This is a genomic window from Streptomyces sp. WAC04114, assembly GCF_019733245.1.
GTDB classification, from domain to species: Bacteria; Actinomycetota; Actinomycetes; order Streptomycetales; family Streptomycetaceae; genus Streptomyces; species Streptomyces massasporeus_A.
This window is the reverse complement of sequence record NZ_JAIGQA010000158.1, coordinates 1-19,153: the sequence shown is the minus strand read 5'-3', so window position 1 is coordinate 19,153 and position 19,153 is coordinate 1. Positions and strand designations below refer to the sequence as shown.

At 72.4% G+C, this 19,153-nt stretch carries 19 protein-coding genes and 1 pseudogene; 10 read left to right on the top strand and 10 right to left on the bottom strand.

Annotation, left to right across the window (positions count from 1 at the left end):
• The 3 genes and pseudogenes from K4G64_RS30510 to K4G64_RS30500 all read left to right on the top strand — a co-directional run.
• Positions 1-370: pseudogene (locus tag K4G64_RS30510) on the top strand (copper homeostasis protein CutC); the annotation flags it as partial.
• 124 nt (positions 371-494) lie between these two features.
• Entirely contained in the window at positions 495-2,090 is a 1,596-nt protein-coding gene (locus K4G64_RS30505; protein WP_221759170.1) for a BTAD domain-containing putative transcriptional regulator, read from the top strand.
• Positions 2,091-2,117: 27 nt separating this feature from the next.
• The gene (locus K4G64_RS30500) at positions 2,118-2,858 is read left to right on the top strand and encodes an SDR family NAD(P)-dependent oxidoreductase (protein ID WP_221759169.1); all 741 of its coding nucleotides are present in this window, start codon (positions 2,118-2,120) and stop codon (positions 2,856-2,858) included.
• Positions 2,859-2,862: 4 nt separating this feature from the next.
• Here K4G64_RS30500 and K4G64_RS30495 read toward each other — a convergent pair whose 3' ends face one another.
• Positions 2,863-4,929, bottom strand: a complete 2,067-nt coding sequence (locus K4G64_RS30495; protein ID WP_221759168.1) for a UvrD-helicase domain-containing protein — start codon at positions 4,927-4,929, stop codon at positions 2,863-2,865.
• Positions 4,930-5,108: 179 nt separating this feature from the next.
• Here K4G64_RS30495 and K4G64_RS40630 point away from each other — a divergent pair, with 179 nt between their 5' ends.
• A complete protein-coding gene (locus K4G64_RS40630; RefSeq protein WP_260461183.1) occupies positions 5,109-5,240 on the top strand; it encodes a hypothetical protein in 132 nt (43 codons plus the stop codon).
• A gap of 128 nt (positions 5,241-5,368) precedes the next feature.
• Positions 5,369-5,557 (top strand): hypothetical protein, encoded by a 189-nt coding sequence (locus tag K4G64_RS30490; RefSeq protein ID WP_221759167.1) that lies wholly within the window; start codon positions 5,369-5,371, stop codon positions 5,555-5,557.
• 18 nt (positions 5,558-5,575) lie between these two features.
• Here the strand turns inward: K4G64_RS30490 and K4G64_RS30485 are convergent, their stop codons facing one another.
• Positions 5,576-7,219: a DNA repair helicase XPB gene (locus tag K4G64_RS30485; protein ID WP_221759166.1), complete on the bottom strand. Its 1,644-nt coding sequence runs from the start codon at positions 7,217-7,219 to the stop codon at positions 5,576-5,578.
• Positions 7,220-7,400: 181 nt separating this feature from the next.
• On the opposite strand from K4G64_RS30485, the gene istB reads away from it, so the two are divergent.
• Positions 7,401-8,633 carry an IS21-like element helper ATPase IstB gene (gene istB / locus K4G64_RS30480; protein ID WP_221759165.1) on the top strand — a complete coding sequence of 411 codons (1,233 nt, stop codon included), beginning with the start codon at positions 7,401-7,403 and terminating at the stop codon, positions 8,631-8,633.
• Here the strand turns inward: istB and K4G64_RS30475 are convergent.
• The 3 genes from K4G64_RS30475 to K4G64_RS30470 all read right to left on the bottom strand — a co-directional run bounded on the left by K4G64_RS30475 (position 8,611) and on the right by K4G64_RS30470 (position 11,744).
• The gene (locus K4G64_RS30475; RefSeq protein WP_221759164.1) at positions 8,611-8,799 is read right to left on the bottom strand and encodes a hypothetical protein; all 189 of its coding nucleotides are present in this window, start codon (positions 8,797-8,799) and stop codon (positions 8,611-8,613) included. The two genes, istB and K4G64_RS30475, sit on opposite strands and share 23 nt — an antisense overlap.
• A 106-nt stretch (positions 8,800-8,905) precedes the next feature.
• Positions 8,906-9,037 (bottom strand): hypothetical protein, encoded by a 132-nt coding sequence (locus K4G64_RS40625; RefSeq protein WP_260461182.1) that lies wholly within the window; start codon positions 9,035-9,037, stop codon positions 8,906-8,908.
• Positions 9,038-9,203: 166 nt separating this feature from the next.
• Positions 9,204-11,744 (bottom strand): helicase C-terminal domain-containing protein, encoded by a 2,541-nt coding sequence (locus tag K4G64_RS30470; protein ID WP_221759163.1) that lies wholly within the window; start codon positions 11,742-11,744, stop codon positions 9,204-9,206.
• Between the two features lie 152 nt (positions 11,745-11,896).
• Between K4G64_RS30470 and K4G64_RS30465 the strand changes: the two genes are divergently transcribed.
• Positions 11,897-12,883, top strand: a complete 987-nt coding sequence (locus K4G64_RS30465; RefSeq protein WP_221759162.1) for a hypothetical protein — start codon at positions 11,897-11,899, stop codon at positions 12,881-12,883.
• A 117-nt stretch (positions 12,884-13,000) separates the two neighbouring features.
• On the top strand, positions 13,001-13,633 hold the full coding sequence (locus K4G64_RS30460; protein ID WP_221759161.1) for an HAD family hydrolase: 633 nt from the start codon (positions 13,001-13,003) through the stop codon (positions 13,631-13,633).
• Here the strand turns inward: K4G64_RS30460 and K4G64_RS30455 are convergent.
• Positions 13,612-13,860 carry a hypothetical protein gene (locus K4G64_RS30455; protein WP_031110609.1) on the bottom strand — a complete coding sequence of 83 codons (249 nt, stop codon included), beginning with the start codon at positions 13,858-13,860 and terminating at the stop codon, positions 13,612-13,614. The two genes, K4G64_RS30460 and K4G64_RS30455, sit on opposite strands and share 22 nt — an antisense overlap.
• Positions 13,861-14,024: 164 nt before the next feature.
• Between K4G64_RS30455 and K4G64_RS41170 the strand changes: the two genes are divergently transcribed.
• Positions 14,025-14,408 (top strand): cold-shock protein, encoded by a 384-nt coding sequence (locus K4G64_RS41170; RefSeq protein ID WP_010035896.1) that lies wholly within the window; start codon positions 14,025-14,027, stop codon positions 14,406-14,408.
• A 4-nt stretch (positions 14,409-14,412) separates the two neighbouring features.
• Here the strand turns inward: K4G64_RS41170 and K4G64_RS30445 are convergent, their stop codons facing one another.
• The 4 genes from K4G64_RS30445 to K4G64_RS30430 form a co-directional block, all read right to left on the bottom strand.
• Positions 14,413-15,258 carry a 1,4-dihydroxy-6-naphthoate synthase gene (locus K4G64_RS30445; RefSeq protein ID WP_221759160.1) on the bottom strand — a complete coding sequence of 282 codons (846 nt, stop codon included), beginning with the start codon at positions 15,256-15,258 and terminating at the stop codon, positions 14,413-14,415.
• The gene (locus K4G64_RS30440) at positions 15,248-15,994 is read right to left on the bottom strand and encodes a futalosine hydrolase (RefSeq protein ID WP_221759171.1); all 747 of its coding nucleotides are present in this window, start codon (positions 15,992-15,994) and stop codon (positions 15,248-15,250) included. The genes K4G64_RS30445 and K4G64_RS30440 overlap by 11 nt, the downstream gene beginning before the upstream one ends.
• Positions 15,964-16,437, bottom strand: coding sequence for a DUF2771 domain-containing protein (locus tag K4G64_RS30435; RefSeq protein WP_221759159.1), 474 nt, complete (start codon positions 16,435-16,437; stop codon positions 15,964-15,966). Before K4G64_RS30435 ends, K4G64_RS30440 begins: the two co-directional genes overlap by 31 nt.
• 201 nt (positions 16,438-16,638) lie before the next feature.
• Positions 16,639-18,072: an MFS transporter gene (locus tag K4G64_RS30430; RefSeq protein WP_221759158.1), complete on the bottom strand. Its 1,434-nt coding sequence runs from the start codon at positions 18,070-18,072 to the stop codon at positions 16,639-16,641.
• Between the two features lie 271 nt (positions 18,073-18,343).
• On the opposite strand from K4G64_RS30430, the gene K4G64_RS30425 reads away from it, so the two are divergent.
• Positions 18,344-19,153 (top strand): DUF3027 domain-containing protein (locus tag K4G64_RS30425; RefSeq protein ID WP_221759157.1); only part of this gene is annotated, 810 nt, incomplete at its 3' end.

Here is a 19,153-nt window from a genome sequence, read left to right as displayed (position 1 = left end):
GGTGGTGGGGGTGCTGGACGGGTGCCACTGGACCTTCCACCGGGCGATCGACCGGGCCGCGGACCGGGATGCCCTGCGCAAGCAGCTGGACGGGATGCCGGGGTTGGACACATATCTGACGGCCGGGGCTTCGGGCGGGGTTGATGAGGGGTTGCCCGTGCTGCTCGCGGAGGCGGCCCGGCAGGGACAGCCGGGGTACGAGCAGCATCTCCTGGTGGGGGGCGGGCTCCGGCTCGACCACGTGCCGACGCTGCTGACGGCCGGGGTCGACGGCTTCCACATCGGCGGAGCGGCCCGGCCCGAGGGCTGGGAGGCGCCGGTGTCGGCGGATGCCGTCGCACGGTGGAGGGCCGCCCTGGACACCGTCTGAACTGCCATGACCCCTACGGGCGAAGGCAGTTCGCCGTCCCGCGTTTCTCCACGTCGCCTCTGCACGCGGAAGCAGGGGCCGTGTCCGTGCGTTGTGCCATTGCATGAGCCTGCGCTTCTCACTGATGGGTCCGGTACGAGCCTGGCGCGACGAAGAGGAGGTCGAACTGGGGCCGCGCCAGCAGCGGGCAGTGCTGGCGGCGCTGCTGCTGAACAACGGCGTCCGGCTGAGCAACGACTCGTTGATCGACATGGTCTGGGACGACCCGACGCCGAGCGCGGTGATGGCGTTGCGAACGTACGTGTACAAGATCCGCAAGAGGCTTCCGGAGCTGAACCTGAAGTCCAGGGACGGGGGGTACACGGTCCGCGCGGAGATCGTCGACGATTGCCGCGGAGAGCCCTTGGAAGGCCTCCAGAGTGCCTACTTCGACGCGCAACGGGTGCGGCTCGGCGACCACCGGCTCAAGGCGCGGGAGGACTGCCTCGAACGTGAACTCGACGTGCTGGAGCTGCAGAAGCACGTCGCCGCCTTCCCGCTCAGGGAACGACCGCGCGCTCTCCTGATGCGGGCGCTCTACCTGGAGGGCAGGCAGGGCGAAGCACTTGACCACTTCCACCGGGCGCGCGCCCTCCTCAACGAGGAGCTCGGCCTCGAACCAGGGCCCGAGCTGCGCGAGGTCCACGCGCGGATCCTCAACGGCGAACTCACCCCGCCGCGCAGGCCGGAGCAGCTGCTGCCGGATCTGACCGACTTCACCGGCCGCGCCGAGGAGATCGCGCAGGCTCTGAGGACGCTGCCGGGCACCGTGGGCATCACCGGTATGCGGGGCAGCGGCAAGACCGCGCTGGCCACCCGGATCGGCCACCTCGTCAAGGGCCGCTTCCCGGACGGGCAGATCTTCGTCAGGGGCGGGGACGTCGTGGGCGAGCTGTTGCGTGCGGTCGGCGTGGAGAACCCCGTCGGCGACAGAGCCGCACTGTGGCGGGAGAAGGCGCGCGGCAGGCGTTTCCTCGTCGTGGTCGACGACGTGCGGGACCCGGCGGCCGTACGCGATCTCGCCACGCCCGGCTCGGCGATGATCCTCACGAGCGTCCGCCGGCTGAACGAGCTGCCGGGGGTGACCTGGCTGGAGATCGCCGGGCTGACCGTGCGGGAGGCGCGGGAGTTCTTCCGCAAGGTCCTCGGCCCGGTACGCGCGAACGCGGAGTCCGAGCAGGCCGAGGTGCTGCTGGAACGCCTCTCGCGACTGCCGCACCCGATCAGGGTGATCGGCGGCAGGCTCAGCTCGCGTCCGCACTGGACGATCGAGATGGTGCTGCTCCAGATCGAGCGGGCCAGCAGGCTCACCAACGTGGTCCCGCCCGACTGCGCCGCGATGCTGGCCCCGTTGATCGAGGCCGAGAAGCAGCTGAGCGATCCGGAACGGCACATGCTCGCGTGCTTCGCGCGCCAGGACGCCGAGGTGATCGACAGTCACAAGGCGGCGGAGATGTCCGGGGCCGACCCCGGCGAGATCGAGCTGGTGCTGGAATCCCTCGCGGACGTGCATCTGATCGAGCCGCTCGTACTCGGCCGCTATCGGCTGCCGCAGTTCGTGCGCCTCTGCTTCAGGCTGCACGCGGCGGCTTCCTCACCATCTGACCATGCCGTGCCTGACCGGGCCGTACCCGACCAGGTGGTGCCTGACCAGGCGGTATATGCGGAAATTATGCTCTGACGATCCGGCGCGGCCAAGTTGGCAGACATGACAACCAAGGAACTTCAGGACAAGAAGGCACTCGTCACCGGCGCCACGTCGGGCATCGGCCGCGCGATCGCGGTCAAGCTCGCGGAGGCGGGAGCCACCGTCTATGTGACCGGGCGCAGGGCCGAGCTCGGCAAGGAGACCGTCGAGCTGATCGAACGGGCGGGCGGCACGGGCCACTTCGTCGTCGCGGACGTCGCGAACATCGACGACGTCCGCAGGCTCGCCGAGGAGGTCGGCGAGGTGGACGTGCTCGTGAACAACGCCGGCATCTTCCCCTTCTCGGCGACCCCCGAGCAGCCGCTCGACAGCTACGAGCGGGTGTTCGACGTCAATGTCCGTGCGACCTACTTCCTGACAGCCGCGCTCGTGCCGGCCATGGTGGCGAAGGGGAAGGGCGCGATCGTCAACGTGTCGTCGGTCGCCGGGCAGATCGGTACCCCGTTCGGCTCCGCCTACAACGCCACCAAGGCCGCGATGGACGCGCTGACCCGGTCGTGGGCCGTCGAGTTCGGCGCGGCGGGCGTGCGCGTCAACTCCGTGGCGCCCGGCCCGATCCGCACCGACATGGCCGTCGAAACGGTGGGCGAGATGTTCGACGAGTTCAGCCGGAACACGCCGCTCGCCCGCGCCGGCGAGCCCGAGGAGATCGCCGAGGCCGTGGCGTTCCTGGCTTCCGACAAGGCCGGCTACATCACCGGCGCGGTGCTCGCCGCCGACGGGGGCTACGTCGCGACCTGAGCGGTCATGCCAGCTGCGGCGGCAGCCCGGCCGTGTGCGTGACGATCAGACCCGATACCGCTCGCGTCAGCGCCACGTACAGCCGCCGCAGCCCCGTCCGTTCGTCCGGCTCACCGTCGACTACGGCCCGGGGCTCGTCCAGGACCACGTAGTCGTACTCCAGGCCCTTCGCGAGGGACGCCGGGACCAGGGTCAGACGGGTGTCCATGGTCGTCTCCTCGCCGGGGCCGAGGTACGGGATCCCGGCCTCCTCGAGCGCCCCGGCCAGCTCCGGGACGCGGGCGTCCGCCGCGATGAGGCCCGTCGAGCCCTCGTGGCGCAGCAGCTCGCGGCAGGCCTCGACCACGTCCTTCGGGCCGGAGACCGGCCGCACCTCGAAGTGGCCCGGGTTCTCGCGGATCGACACCACCGGAGTGAGGCCCGGGGCGATGTGCGGGAGCAGCCGGGAGGCGTAGGTGATGACGTCCGTCGGGACGCGGAAACCGGCCGTCAGCTCCTCCACCAGCGCCTCCGGCTTGCCCAGGTGCGTCAGCGCCTCCTGCCAGCCCCGGGTCGCCCACGGTGTCGTGCCCTGCGCCAGGTCGCCGAGGACGGTCGCGCTGCCGGTGGTGCAGCGGCGGCCGACCGCCCGGTACTGCATGGGGGAGAGGTCCTGCGCCTCGTCGAGGACGACGTGTCCGAGGGAGTGCGTGCGCTGGATCAGATCCGTGGCCTCGTCGATCAGCACGGCGTCCGCCGCCGACCACTTGGCCGACTTCACGCTGCGCGCCGGCTTCGCCCAGAGGATCGCCTTCTGCTCGTCCTCGTCGAGGATCCCCTCGGCGTGGACGGCGAGGAACTCCGCGTCCGACAGCAGCCGCAGCACCAGCTTCGCCGGGTCGACCGCCGGCCAGACCGCCTTCACCGCCGCCTTGACCGCGCTGTTGCGGGCCACCGCGTCCTGCACCCGGTCGTCCGGCGCCTCACCCGAGCGTTCCATCTGCACCAGCACGGCGTGCGCGATGCGCTGCGGCAGGGCCTCGCGGGCGGCGCCGTAGCGGATGTCGCGGTCGAGCAACTCGCGGACGAGTTCCTCCAGTTCGTACGCCGGGATCCGCCAGTGGCGGGAGCCGCGCACGACCACGACCGGCTCGGTGGGCATCGTGACGTGCGCGTAGAGGGCACGGCGCAGCACCCGTGCCAGCCGGGCGTCTCCCTTGATGACGGCGGCCGTCGCGTCGTCCGTGCCCTTGATCTCGACGTGCGCGACGAGGTCGTCGACGGTCGCCTGCTGCACGGTCAACTCGCCGAGGGCCGGCAGCACTTGCTCGATGTAGTGCAGGAAGGACCGGTTCGGCCCGATGACCAGGGTGCCGGTGCGGGCGAGCCGCTCGCGGTGGGCGTAGAGGAGGTAGGCGACCCGGTGCAGGCCGACGGCGGTCTTCCCGGTGCCCGGGCCCCCTTGCACGCACACCGTGCCGGACAGGCCGGAGCGGACGATCTCGTCCTGCTCGGGCTGGATCGTCGCGACGATGTCCCGCATCGGGCCGACGCGCGGCCGCTCGATCTCCTGCTGGAGCAGTTTGCTGGTCCGGGACGCCTCGGCCGGGTCCGACAGGTGCTCGTCCTCGTACGCCGTGATGTCGCCGCGGGTGTAGCCGAAGCGGCGGCGCAGCGCGATGTCCATCGGGTCCTTCTTGGAGGCCCGGTAGAACGGCTGCGAGACCGGCGCGCGCCAGTCGATGACCATGGGGTCGCCGTCGTGGTCGTGCACGTGCCGGCGCCCGATATGCAGTGTTTGATAAGCAGCCTCCGGCTGCGGGCGCTCCCCGTCCGCGCCCTCGGCCTGCTCGGCGCCCGGCGCGTGCAGGTAGTCGAGCCGGCCGAAGAACAGCGGGGTGTCGCTGAGGTCCGCGAGCGCCTTGATGCGCTCCTCGATCTGCCGGGCCAGCACCTCGGCGTTGACCCAGTTCGCGGTGACGTCGGTGATGTCGAGGGCCTCGACGTCCTCGCGCATGGCACGCAGGGCGGAACGGGACGCGGCGAGGTGGGAGCGCTCACGCGCGAGCGGGTCGTCGACGGGCGTGGACAAGGGAGTGCCTCCGAGGGGTACCTGCTGAGGTGACGACGGTGGGGTGCCGGCCGGTTTCCGTCCGGTCGGCGGCACTCCGGCGAGGGAGGCGGGCAGGAGCGGAGATTTTAGAGGAGCGGGGGCGGCCGCCGCGAACGGGTTTTCACGCCGCTGCCCGCTTGTCCCACGAGGGAGGACTTGTGCGATCAAGCACTGATGCGACGGTACTGGCCTACAAAGGACTCGACGGTGTTCCGCTCTGGCTGTTGTTCGGGATCGCCGTCCTGGCTTTCGTCATCCTCGGCGCGACCCGGATCCGCAAGCGCAAGTAGGAGCTGAAAGCCCCGGGGCGAACCCTCCCCCTAGGGGGAAGGCTCGCCCCGCGGGCCTACGAGGGCCGTCGGAAAGTTCAGTCCGGAGACCGACGCAGGCTTTACGGGCGAAAACGCACCATGGAGACATGAGCGCAGCAACCATCCACCCCGCCCCGGCACCGGGCCGCCCGCCCGGCGCCACCGCCGTGGCCGGCAGCCACCGTCACCGCCTCGGCGACGCTCTGCGCGCCGTCAAGGTCTTCCTGGGCGCCGCCTTCGACGTGGTCGTCCTCGGTCAGTACGGAGAGGAAGTCGGCGTGGTCCGCCGCAAGTGAGCGGTCCGGCCGGCCTCCTCAGCTCTCCGCCAGCAGCTCGTCCGCGTCCATGATCCGGTACGCGTATCCCTGCTCCGCCAGGAACCGCTGGCGGTGGGCGGCGAAGTCCTGGTCGATCGTGTCCCGGGCGACCACCGAGTAGAAGTGCGCCTGGTGGCCGTCGGCCTTGGGCCGCAGGACCCGGCCGAGGCGCTGGGCCTCCTCCTGCCGGGAGCCGAAGGTGCCCGAGACCTGGACGGCGACCGTCGCCTCCGGCAGGTCGATCGAGAAGTTCGCGACCTTGGACACGACGAGCACGCTGATCTCGCCCTCCCGGAAGGCGTCGAAAAGCTTCTCCCGCTGCGCGTTCGACGTCTCGCCCTTGATCACGGGCGCGCCCAGATGCTCCCCGAGCTCATCGAGCTGGTCGATGTACTGCCCGATCACGAGGATCTGCTGCCCGGCGAAGCGGCGGACGATCGCCTCCGTGACCTTCCGCTTCGTCGCGGTCGTGGCGCAGAAGCGGTACTTCTCCTCGGTCTCGGCCGTGGCGTACGCGAGCCGCTCGGACTCCGTCAGATTGACCCGGACCTCCACGCAGTCGGCGGGCGCGATGTAGCCCTGCGCCTCGATCTCCTTCCACGGCGCGTCGAACCGCTTGGGGCCGATCAGGGAGAACACGTCCGACTCCCGGCCGTCCTCCCGCACCAGCGTGGCGGTCAGGCCGAGCCGCCGCCGCGCCTGGAGGTCGGCGGTGAACTTGAAGACCGGCGCGGGCAGCAGGTGCACCTCGTCGTAGACGATCAGCCCCCAGTCCCGCGAGTCGAACAGCTCCAGGTGCGGGTAGACGCCCTTCCGCCGGGTCGTCAGCACCTGGTACGTGGCGATCGTGACGGGCCGGATCTCCTTCTTCGTCCCGCTGTACTCGCCGATCTCCTCCTCGGTGAGCGAGGTCCGCTTCACCAGCTCGTGCTTCCACTGCCGCGCCGAGACGGTGTTCGTGACGAGGATGAGGGTGGTCGACTTCGCCTGGGCCATCGACCCGGCCCCGACCAGCGTCTTCCCGGCGCCGCAGGGCAGGACGACGACGCCCGAGCCGCCGTGCCAGAAGTTCTCCACGGCCTGCTTCTGGTACGGCCGGAGCGCCCAGCCGTCCTCGGCCAGCTCGATCTCGTGGGCCTCGCCGTCGACGTACCCGGCGAGGTCCTCGGCCGGCCAGCCCAGCTTCAGCAGCGTCTGCTTGATCTGCCCGCGCTCGGAGGGGTGCACGGCGACCGTGTCCGGGTCGATGCGGGCGCCGACCAGGGGCGTGATCCGCTTCGACCGGAGGATCTCCTCCAGCACCGGGCGGTCGGTGGTGGTCAGCACCAGCCCGTGCGCCGGGTGCTTGGACAGGGTGAGACGGCCGTAGCGGTCCATCGTCTCGGCGATGTCGACGAGCAGCGCGTGGGGCACGGGGTAGCGGCTGTACTGCACGAGCGCGTCCACGACCTGCTCGGCGTCGTGGCCGGCCGCGCGGGCGTTCCACAGGCCCAGCGGGGTCACGCGGTAGGTGTGGATGTGCTCCGGCGCCCGCTCCAGTTCGGCGAACGGGGCGATGGACCGGCGGCAGTCGTCGGCCTGCTCGTGGTCGACTTCCAGGAGCAGGGTCTTGTCGGACTGGACGATCAGCGGACCATTCACGCGCGGCACCCTTTCTGTGGCCGGAGGACTCGGACGGCTCGACAGCGCGACGCCTCGGCCAAACGTCCAGTGTGCCTGATCGACCGGGTCGGGTGGTGTGATCTGCGCGTCCGGTCGTACTGAATGCCTATTCATCCCAACGTGTGGTGTGAATTCAGTTTTTCCATCGCGGTCCCGAAGAATGGCGAGGGTGCAGAACCCGACGACCACCACGCTCGGATACGCCCTGTTCGCCACCCGCTGGCTCCAGGCCCCGTTGTACTTCGGGCTGGTGGCGGCCCAGGGCGTCTACGTCTACAAGTTCTTCAAGGAGCTGTGGACCTTAATCCTGATGTGCGTGAGCGGGCACGCCACCGAGACGTACGTGATGCTCGCGGTGCTCAAGCTGGTCGACGTCGTCATGATCGCCAACCTGCTGATCATGGTGATCGTCGGCGGCTACGAGACCTTCGTCTCGCGCATCGGCCTCCAGGGCCACCGTGACCAGCCCGAATGGCTCTCACACGTCAATTCCAACGTACTGAAGGTCAAGCTCGCCACGGCGATCGTGGGCATCTCCTCCGTGCACCTGCTCCAGATGTTCGTGGACGTCCACCACACCTCCCGGCACGCCCTGCTGTGGGGGACGGTGATCCACATGGCGTTCATCGCCTCGGCGGCGATCCTCGCCTACATGTCGGGCCCGATGGTCGCCCAGGCCGGCCACAGCCGGCCCGCTCACACGCAGGTCGAGCGTCCACGGGGTGGCGACCACGAAGACCGGCATCAGGTGAACCCGGAACCCGAGGCGCCGCCGGTCACCGCCGCCCTCCCACGTCAGCCCGACCCGGACGCCGACGCCGAGGCCCGGATCCGCGCCGCCGGATTCCCCGCGCGCAAGCTGCTGGAGGACTTCGACGAGCAGCATCCCCGGGGCTTCGACCGGGAGGCCGTGGCGCGGCTCGGCAAGGCGGACTTCGTCACCGCCCGGCGCAACGTCGTCCTCGTCGGCCCGCCCGGCACCGGCAAGACCCACCTGGCCGTCGCCCTGGGCGTTCGTGCCTGCCAGGCCGGGCACCGGGTGCTGTTCGCGACCGCCGCCGAGTGGGCCGCCCGGCTTGCGGACGCCCGGGCCGCCGGCCGGCTCGACGCGGAGCTGACCGCGCTCGACGATCACCCCCTCCTGATCGTCGACGAGGTCGGCTACACGCCTTTCGACCCGGCGACCGCGGGCCTGTTCTTCCAGCTCGTGGCCCACCGCTACGAGCGGGCCTCGCTGATCGTGACCGGCGACCGGCCGCTCGGCCGCTGGGACGAGGTCTTCGGCCCGTCCGCCCCGGCGCTGACGGACCGGCTCGCCCATCACGCCGACATCGTGCGGCTGGACGGCGACAGCTACCGGACGCGCCGGGCTACTTCAGCGTGGGCAGACTGACGTTCTGGACCAGCGGCCCTTCGATCGTGACCCCCTCGGTGACCAGCGGCTCCACGGCAGCGACCGGCAGGGGGAGTGGCAGCGCGGGGGCCGCGGCGGCCGAGGGCGCGAGCGCCCCCACGAGCGCGACGGCACAGAGAGCGGCGGCGGGCAGGTTCTCACGCATGGGGACGGCAGGGCCTTTCAGAGACGGACATCAGGGGACGGCGGCCACCGCACCGCGAGCCGGCCCGGGGACGCCTGGGCCGACCCGATGGGTGCACGGGAGCGGATCAGATCTGCGGTGTCTCGAGGACGAGACCGGCGACGTCGATGTTCACCGCGGAGGCCGGGGTGGCGAGCCCCCCGAACGTCATCAGGGCGGCGGCGGCGAGGACGGCGGCGACTCGGCGGACAGCGCGCATGCGCGGACTTCCTTTCGGCGGTGCTCACAGGACACCCGGTGGCTGCCCTCGCGCGCCCGCCGTGATGCGGCACGCCCGGGAAGGTCGCCCGAGCGTGGGAAATCCCCGGCGTGGCGTGCATGAACGCCCGCCTGCACCCGAACGGGTGACGGCCCGCGAGCTGCGGTCAGCCCGCGTCGTCCGCCAGCTCCGCGACCCCGGTGATCCGGTGCAGCGGATACGTACGGACCTCGTCCGCGGTGTGGTCGTACGCCGTGACGAAGCCGCCCTCGACGCGGATCGGGGCGATGACCCGCTGGCTGGCGGCGCCCTCGGCGTTGACATAGCCGATCCACAGGGCCTCGCCGGTGAGGACGGCGGCCTGCATGGTCGCGAGGGTCTCGGCGGCACCGGTGCGGGGCAGCTCGCCGTTGGCCGCCGGAGCCGTGCCGGGCTTGCGGGGGGTGGTGGAGGCGAGGTCGCCGGCCCGGATGGCGCGCAGCGCGGCCGCGAGGAGGGTGTCGTCGGGGACCGGCGGGCCGTCCGGCACCGGCTCGGGCGCGGTGCGCGGCGGGGTGCGGTGGGCCAGGGCGCGGGTGATCAGCACATCGCCCTCGGCGGACTCGGCGGCCGGCGCGAACCCCATCGCCCGCAGGCCCTCCAGGAGTCCGGCGGGGTCGGTCTGTGCGGCCAGCACGGTCGGGGCGAGCCGGCGCAGCCCCAGCCCGGCGGCCCGCTTGTCGGCGAGGATCTCGCTGAGCACCGCGTCGTCGTCGCAGCGCACGTACGCCGAGGCCGCCCCGACCCGGAGGTGCCCGTGCCGCCGGGCCACGTCGTCGATCAGGTAGGCGAGCGGCTGCGGCACCGGCGTGCGGGAGTGCGCGGTGAGGAAGGCGTGCAGGTCGGAGGCGGCCTGCCCGGCGTCCAGGGCCCGTCGCACCGAGCCGGGCGTGAACCGGTAGACGGTCGCCCCGCCCTTGGACTCGACGTCGGCCAGCACGCCCAGCATGTCCGCGAGCGGCCGTTGCAGGGGGCCGGGCGCCACCGCCGTCAGGTCGGCCTGGAGCAGCACGTGGTCCAGCGGCTCGGGCAGCAGTGGCGCCAGCAGCCGGGCCGCGGCGGCGGAGGCCACGGCCTGTTCGGCGGGGGAGAGGGCGGTGAGCGGGGCGGCGCGGTGATGGTGGTGGACGGGCAGTTTGTCCCCCGGTCCGGTGGGTTCCGCGTCCGGGACCGGCGCGGGAGCCGCGGGCGCGCCCAGCAGGGCCCGGCCCTGCGCCGACAGCGCGCCCCGGCCCGTGACGCCCAGCAGCTCCGCCTCGGACAGCGCCCACTCGGCGAGCCGGCCGCGCAGATCGTCCTCGCGCCGGTCGCCGCGCAGAGGCCGCTCCCAACGCAGCCGGGCCAGCACCGAGGCGGCGGCGGGCGCGGCGCCCTCCGGCAGCCCGGCCAGCAGCGCCAGCACCCGGTGCCGCACCTCGGGCGCGGCCGAGCGGTCCAGGCCCGGCCCGAGCGCCGACAACGTACGGTCCTTCGCGTCCCGCCCGCCCACCAGACCGGCCGTGCGGGTCGCCGCGAGCCAGGCCGTGACCAGCCGCGACCAGCGCTCGGCGGCGGGCAGTTCCAGCCACTCGTCGTACGCCGGGGTCGCCGCGTACCGCTCGTCGGCCTCGCCGTCCGAGGCGATCAGGCCCGCGGCGTACGCCAGCTCCACCCAGAACGCGGCGACCGGCTCCGGCACGTCGAGCGCGACGGCGGTCCGCTTCAGGTCGCGCACGCTGAGCCCACCGGCCCGCAGCACCGCGGGCCCGCCCTCGTCCCAGTCCTTCAGCAGCTCCTCGACGGTCGCGAGCGCGGTGTACGCCTGCCCGGCCGCCGCGCTGTCCACAACCTGTGGACGGTGAACGGCCGCCGTCTCCACGACCGGCGGCACGGGCTCGGGCGCCCGGTGCGCCAGGCCCCGCCGCAGATGCAGGGCGACCTCGCGCGGCAGGACGACCGTCCCGGGCGCCGTCGGCAGCAGCAGCCCGCGGTCCAGCAGCCAGCGCAGCCGGGGCGCCGGATCGGCGGTGACCTGCCCGTACGGCGGCCCCCACACCAGGCGTTCCAGCACGTCGAGGGAGTCGGGCGGGGCGGCGGCGAGCAGCGCTGCCATCCGCGCCCGGTCCGTGAACAGCCCGGCCAGGGCGCTCACCGCGGAGACCGAGTCGTGCGTCGAGGCCAGTCCGGCGGCGGTGACGATCTCCTGGATCCGCCCCGGTGACATCCCGGCGGTGGCCTCCTGGACCGTCGGGCCGAGCCCGGTCGGCGAGGGGTGCTGCGGCGAGGGCGCCAGCAGTTCACGCGCCGTGCGCACCAGCCGCAGCCGGTCGTCGTCGCCCCACACCAGGGCCTGCTCGCGCAAGCCGTTCAGGGCGTGCGGCAGCGCGGCGACGACGGCAGGGTCGGCGTCGTCCCCGGCCATGAGCCCGAGCAGTTCGCCGTATGTCGCCGGGTCCGCCGCCACGGCCAGCGCCTCCGCCGTCTGGAGCGCGAACCGGTCCAGCCGCTCCAGGGCCCGCACGACCGAGGCGCGGGTGCCGGCCCGGGTCGCGAGCTGGGTGAGGTCGGTGGGGACGGGCGTGATGAGATCCGGGCGGCTGCGCAGGAGCGCGCCCAGCGAAGCGTCGCCCCGCGCACGGAGCGCTTCCGCGAGGGAGCGGGGGGCCGGGGGCCTGTCCTCGGTGCTCATCCGGTCCACGGTAGCGGGTCGCCTCCCCGGCCCGGGTGGACTGTGCGCCGCCTCGCCCCCGTACGCGGGACGGGGTTTTGGCCGCTTCGTGGGCACTCGCGGTACCGTCGTGCGACGGCGTCACGCAACGCACCCGCCCCGGAGGGGACTTCGTGGGGATTGAGAGCGACCAGGTCGTTTACGAGTATCTGAGCCGCGTCGGCGACGTGGCCCAGCAGCGGCAGTTGTCGTCGGCCACCCGTATGCGTCTGGTCGCGGACCTGCGCAACGAGATCGACAAGCGCCGTGCGAAGGCCACCGTCGACTCGCCCGCCGCCGTCCGCCGCATCCTGTCCCGCCTGGGCAGCCCCGACGACGTCGTGACCGCGGCGGCGGACGGTACGGGCGCAGAGCCGCGCGGCGCCGCCCCCGCCTCCGTCCCCGTGCAGCGCGAGGCCGAGCCGGAGGAGCGGGCGAAGGGCGTCATGCGGCGCGTCGTGCCGCGTCCCCGGCCGGCCCGGTCCGTCGAGGAGCCGCATCCCGCGCCCTCCGACGGCCCGGCCCCGCCGCACCTGGCCGCCGGGCACGAGCTCGGCGACAGTGCGCTCCAGCCGGACTGGTGGCGGGTGGACAGCAGCCCCTTCGGCGTGGGCGACGAGGTGCCGGGGTTCGTGGGCGGCGTGGAGGTGCCGGACCTGCTGAAGCCGCCGGCGCCGCGCAAGCCGGAGAAGGAGAAGCCGGACGCCGAGGAGACCGCCCCGGTCGTCGAAACGGCCGAGGTGACCGAGAAGGGCGGCCGTCGGCTCCCGCGCCTGGCCGGCACGAACTGGAGCAACCCGCTCCTTCTGATCGCCGCGGGCCTCCTCGTCGCCGGTGCCGTGCTCGGCAACTGGTTCGTCCTCCTGCTCGGCTGGCTCATCGCCTACGCCTCCCGCCGCCTCACCCAGGCCGAGACGAAGTGGGCGGTCGTCATCCTGCCGAGCCTCTCCGTGGTGGGGGGCCTGGTCTGGCTGTGGGGGCGGATGAACGGCCGCTGGGGCGACCCGATCGCCGAGGGCCACATGAACGCCGCGGTGGCGGAGACCTGGCCGTGGGTGGTCAGGGGCGCGGCGGTGGCGTCGGCCCTGTTCCTGGTGTGGCGTTCACAGCGCTCGCGCTAGGTCGTGTCAGCAAAGTCCCGTCGTCCGCCCGGGGGGGCAGGCGGGACTTTGCGGACACGACCTAGAGCCCCACAGCCGGACGCCTGGCGTTCACACCGGCTGGGCACAATGGCCCATATGGCCTTCATGACCCCGCCCGCGCTCACCGTCGGCTTCGACCTCGACATGACCCTCATCGACTCCCGGCCCGGCATCCGCGCCTGCTACCGGGCGCTGTCCGAGCGCACGGGGACGTACATCGACGCCGACCTGGCGGTCACGCGGCTCGGGCCGCCGCTGGCCGAGGAGCTGATCAACTGGTTCCCGGCCGAGGAGGTCGCGGCCATGGCGGACCTGTACCGGGAGATGTATCCGGCCATCGCCATCACCGAGACCCCGGCGATGACCGGCGCCCGGGAGGCCATCGCGGCCGTACGGGAGGCCGGCGGACGCGCGCTGGTCGTCACCGCCAAGTACGAGCCCAACGCCAAGCTGCACCTCGCCCACCTGGGAATGGAGCCCGACGCCGTCATCGGCGACCTGTGGGCCGAGCAGAAGGCGCAGGCCCTGCGGGAGCACGACGCGGGCGTCTACGTCGGCGACCACGTCGGAGACGTCCGCGGCGCCCGGACCGCCGGGGCGCTCTCGGTCGCCGTGGCCACCGGCCCCTGCCCGGAAGAGGAACTGCGCGCGGCGGGCGCCGACGTCGTCCTCACCGATCTGACCGAATTCCCGCGGTGGCTTTCGGACTACCGTCCCGCGCGCGCCTGACGGCGGCCCGCCGCCACGGAACGCAGTACTCCCGCACCGGCCATCAGGAATCCGACGGCCATGAGCATGCTCAATCCGAACATGTACGTCGGAAAGGGAGTCGTCCCGAGGAACAGCGGGGCGACCGTGACCAGTGTGGCCAGGGCACCGATGAAGAAGACGACGGCTCCGGCACGGACCAGGCGGTCACCGGGAGCGGCGGAATTCGTTTGGGTTTTGTCACGCACCCGACCAGGGTAGTTCCCAGCGCGAAGGAACAACCGGGTGACGTCTTGTCACCGGCTGCAAGAGCATTAGCCTGGGTACCGGCGGGTCCGTACGACCCGCCCAAGTGCTATCAAGAGCCGTTTTCAGAAGCAGTTTTCCGACGAGTACGAGGACGAGGACAGACGTGCCTACCGGCAAGGTCAAGTGGTTCAACAGCGAGAAGGGCTTCGGCTTTCTCTCCCGCGACGACGGCGGTGACGTCTTCGTCCATTCCTCGGTCCTCCCCGCCGGAGTCGAGACGCTCAAGCCGGGTCAGCGCGTGGAGTTCGGCGTCGTCGCCGGGCAGCGCGGCGACCAGGCCCTGTCCCTGACGATCCTGGACCCGACCCCGTCCGTCGCCGCCGCGACCCGGAAGAAGCCGGACGAGCTGGCCTCCATCGTCCAGGACCTGACGACCCTCCTGGAGAACATCACGCCGATGCTGGAGCGCGGCCGCTACCCCGAGAAGACCGCCGGCAAGAAGATCGCCGGCCTGCTCCGCGCGGTCGCCGACCAGCTGGACGTCTGAGACCTCAGGGAAAGCGCAGCGCGTCCGGGCCGAGGGGCGGTACGAGTCCCTCGGCCGCCGCGCGTGTCAGCAGCCCGCGTACGGCCGCGTAGCCGTCCTCGCCGAGGTCCGCGGTGAACTCGTTGACGTACAGACCGATGTGCTGGTCGGCGACGGCCGGGTCCATCTCCTGGGCGTGCTCCATGACGTACGGCCGGGACGCCTCGGGATCGTCCCAGGCGGCGCGCACGGACGTGCGGATCGAGTCGGCCAGCAGCCGCAGCTTCTGCTCGCCCAGCGACCGCTTGGCGATGATCGCGCCCAGCGGGATCGGCAGCCCCGTGGTGTGCTCCCAGTGCTCGCCCATGTCCGCGAGCTTGTGCAGCCCGTAGTTCCGGTACGTGAAGCGCGCCTCGTGGATCACGAGCCCCGCGTCGACCTTGCCGTCCCGCACGGCCGGCATGATCTCGTGGAACGGCATGACGACGATCTCGCCGACCCCGCCCTCCAGCGTGTCCGCGGCCCACAGCCGGAACAGCAGATAGGCGGTGGACTTCTCACTGGGCACCGCGACGGTCCGCCCGGTGAGGTCGACGTCCGCCTCCCGCGTCAGCACCAGCGGCCCGCAGCCCCGCCCCAGCGCGCCCCCGCAGGGCAGCAGGGCGTAGTCGTCGAGGACGTAGGGCAGCACCGCGTACGACACCTTCAGCACGTCGAACTCGCCGCGCTCGGCCATGCCGTTGGTGATGTCGATGTCGGCGAAGGTCACATCGAGGGCGGGAGCGCCGGGGACGCGGTCGTGGGCGAGGGCGTCGAAGACGAACGTGTCGTTCGGGCAGGGCGAGTAGGCGATCTGCAGCTCAACTGTCATGCCGGTTCCAACCCTCCAGTACGGGCGCGAGCTTCCCGAACCCCTCGGTCAAGGCTGCCAGAGCGTCGCCGATCCGCCATGCGGCGCGGTCGCGCGGCCCGACGGGATTGGAGATCGCTCGGATCTCCAGCACGGGCACCCCCTGCGCGGCGGCGGCCACGGCGACGCCGAAACCCTCCATGGCCTCGGCGAGGGCGGTGGGATGCCGCTCCCGCAGCGCGGCGGCCCGGACGGCCGTCCCGGTCACGGTCGACACGGTGAGCACGGCCCCGGTCCTCGCCCCGGTGCTCTCGGCGGCCCGCCGGACCAGATCCGCCGGGGGCTCGTGCCTGACGGTCCCGAACCCGAGCTCGGTCACCGGAAGGAACCCGTCCTCGGTCTCGGCCCCCAGATCGGCCGCGACGATGTCGTCGGCGACGACGAGCGACCCCAGGGGCGCCCCGGGCTGGAACCCGCCCCCGATCCCGGCCGACACGACCAGACCGTAGGGCGTGCCCCGCAGGGCGGCGGCGGTGAGGGCGGAGGCGGTGGAGGCGGCGGCGAACGCGGGTCCCACGCCGACGGCGATCACATCGAACGAACGCCCGGCGGCGCCGAGTACCGCTTCATCGGACCCCGGGGGCACCCCCAGGCCCGCAGCCACAGCGTCCCTCTCCACAGAGACAGCCGTGGCCACCAGAACCCGGCCGAGCCCAGCGGCAGCGATCAGGCGTCCTTCTTGAGCTTGAAGTTCCAGAGCCCGGAGGTGTCCTTGTCGCCTTCCTTGATGGAGACCAGCGTCGAGTTGCCCTGCGCGCCGTACTGGGCGTTGAAGAACACGCTGCCCGGAATCGTGCGGTAGGTCTTCGTGCTGGAGTCGGTCAGCGGCTGACCGTTCATCAGGATCGTCCAGCCGTTGTCGGCGATCTCGGGATCGACGCCGAAGCGCACCGTCTCGTCGGGGTCGACGGAGATGCTCTTGATGCCCTTGTCCTTCAGGCACCCGGCGAGGTCGGACGGCTTCAGGGCGTCGCCCTCGCCGCCGCAGGTGGCCTCGGAGTTCACCGAGTCGCTGCCCACGGTGACCGTGGCGATCGGCGTCGGCTTGTCACAGGCCGACAGGACGAGCAGTCCGGCGGATACGACGCCGGCGACGGCGACGGCGCGGCGGCGTCGCACAACGGATTGCAACGTGTTCATGGGCGAAGGCTATAGGGCACACGGGTCGCACCGCCCACGCGGGGTACGGCTCCCCCGGAGATCCATCAGAAGGGCCCTACCGGGGATCGATCGGGCGGGCTCTACCCGGGATCGATCGGGCGGGCTCTACCGGGGATCGATCGGGCGGGCTCTACCCGGGATCGATCGGGCGGGCTCTACCGGGGATCGATCAGGCGGGCCCTACGCGACACGCGCCCGCCCCGAGCCCCCGCGCCGCGCCGAGCCGATCAGCCCCCGCACGGTCGTCAGCCACCCCACGCCGACGATCGCGGCGCCCACCGCCAGCCCGGCCGTGCCGTTGAGCGGCATCGCGATGCCGATCGCCCCGCCCAGCACCCAGGACATCTGCAGCAGCGTCTCCGAACGGGCGAAGGCCGACGTGCGAACGCTCTCGGGCACGTCCCGCTGGATCAGCGCGTCCAGCGACAGCTTGGCCAGGGCCTGCGCGAACCCGGCGATCGCCGCCAGAGCGGCCACCAGCACCGCGCCGAAGAACGCCGCTGCCAGGATCGCCGCACCCGCCACGCACGCCACCACCGTCACGATGATGATCTCCGGCGCCCGGGACCGCAGCCACGCCCCTACGGCCGTACCGAGCGCGTTCCCCACGCCCGCCGACACGCCCACTATCCCCAGCGACACGGCGGCGCTCTGGCCGGAGACCGGGTGCTCGCGCAGCAGGAACGCCAGGAAGAAGATCAGGAACCCGGTCAGACAGCGGATGGCGGCGTTGGCGGCCAGGGCGTGGGTGACGGCCGGGCCGACCGTGCGCAGCCCGGGGCGCTTGACGGGCTGCCGGTGCGGGCCGTGCAGGTGCTGCTCGTCCGCCGCCAGCAGGGCACGGTCCTCGCCCTTGGCGGAGTCGACCTTCGGCGGCAGCCTGAACGACAGGAACGTTCCCGCTACGAAGAGCACGAAGGCGCCGATGAGGGGCCAGCGCGGTCCGATCTGCTGGAGCCCGGCGCCGACCGGCGCGGCGATGCCGGTGGCGAGGAGCCCGCCGAGGGTGACGCGCGAGTTGGCCTTCACCAGGGAGAAGCCGGGCGGCAGCAGCCGGGGCACGACGGCGCTTCTGACCACGCCGTACGCCTTCGAGGACACCAGGACGCCCAGCGCGGCCGGATACAGCTCCAGGCCGCCGGTGACGACCGCGCTCGACAGGACGATCGCGAGCAGCGCCCGGGCGAGCATCGCGCAGGCCATCGCCGCGCGGCGGCCGTGCGGGACGCGGTCGAGGAGGGGGCCGACCACCGGCGCGAGGAGGGTGAAGGGCGCCATGGTGATGGCGAGGTACAGCGCGACCCGGCCCCGGGCCTCGTCGGTCGGCACGGAGAAGAACACGGTCGACGCGAGGGCGACGGTGATCATCATGTCTCCGGCGCCGTTCACACCGTGCAGTTCGATCAGCTTGCCGAGGCCGGACTCGCCGGCGCCGTGCGCGTGGGTGGCCTTGCGGATGCCGCGGGCCGTGCCGGTCACGGGGAGGTGCAGGGCACGGCCGACCGCACGGAAGGAGCCGCCCAGACGGCCCGGTCCGTTCAGTCGGCTGCTTCCCTTGACCCCTTTCGACCCACCGGTCCCGGTGGCGCCCGGGGGTGTCTTCGCGGCTGCCACGACGTCATAGTGCCCCGATAAGGCCGTGGGTAGTGCCATTACCGCTTGTATAGGGCCTGTGGGGTGACTGTCCGGGGTGGCGGTCCGGGCCGGGTGGGCGGTGCAACAGGACCGTCGGTGTACGCGAAGTGGGGCGGAAGGGTAGCGTGCGTATCTCAGCCATCCCGCAAAATGGATGAAGGATGTCGACGCGGTCCCCCGGTCCGCTCCGTCCGCCCCCGCGCTGGGAGTGGCGCACTCGTGAGACGGCGTATGGAGAGAAGCGATACCTGTGAGCGCAGCGACAACGCGAAGCCGCACCCCTGACCGTCTGTGCGCCGAGGCCGTCGACCTCGCACGCGCCGCAGCCGAGGAGGCCGCCGCGCCGGGCATCGTCGGCGAGCACGTGGGGGTGGTCTCCGAGGGGGACCGCGTCGTCACGCACTTCTTCCAGTGCCTGGAACTCGGATACCGGGGCTGGCGCTGGGCCGTGACGGTGGCCCGGGCGTCCCGGGCGAAGATCGTCACGGTGGACGAGGCCGCGCTGCTGCCCGGCCCGGACGCGGTGCTGGCGCCCGAGTGGGTGCCGTGGAGTGAGCGGCTGCGGCCCGGCGACATGGGGCCGGGCGACCTGCTGCCCACCGACGCCGAGGATCTGCGGCTGGAGCCGGGCTACTCGGGTGAGGACGAGCCGGCGCCGAAGTCGCCCGTGTCACACGAGATGGCCGACCTGGTGGAGTCCGAGGACGCGGACCTCACCACGGGCACGCCGTCCGGTTTCGCCGGCACCCCCTCCCGCGGTTCGATCCCGGCCGTCGCCGAGGAACTGGGCATGCGCCGGGCCCGCGTCCTGTCCCGCTACGGCCTGCATGCCGCGGCCGACCGCTGGGAGGAGGCGTTCGGCCCCAAGACGCCCATGGCCCAGGCGGCCCCCGCCCCCTGCGTCAGCTGCGGCTTCCTCGTCCCCATCGGCGGCTCCCTCGGCCAGGCCTTCGGCGCCTGCGCCAACGAGTTCTCCCCGGCCGACGGCCGCCTGGTCTCCCTCGCCTACGGCTGCGGCGGCCACTCCGAGGCCGCGGTCATGCCCCGCCCGCCCCAGCCG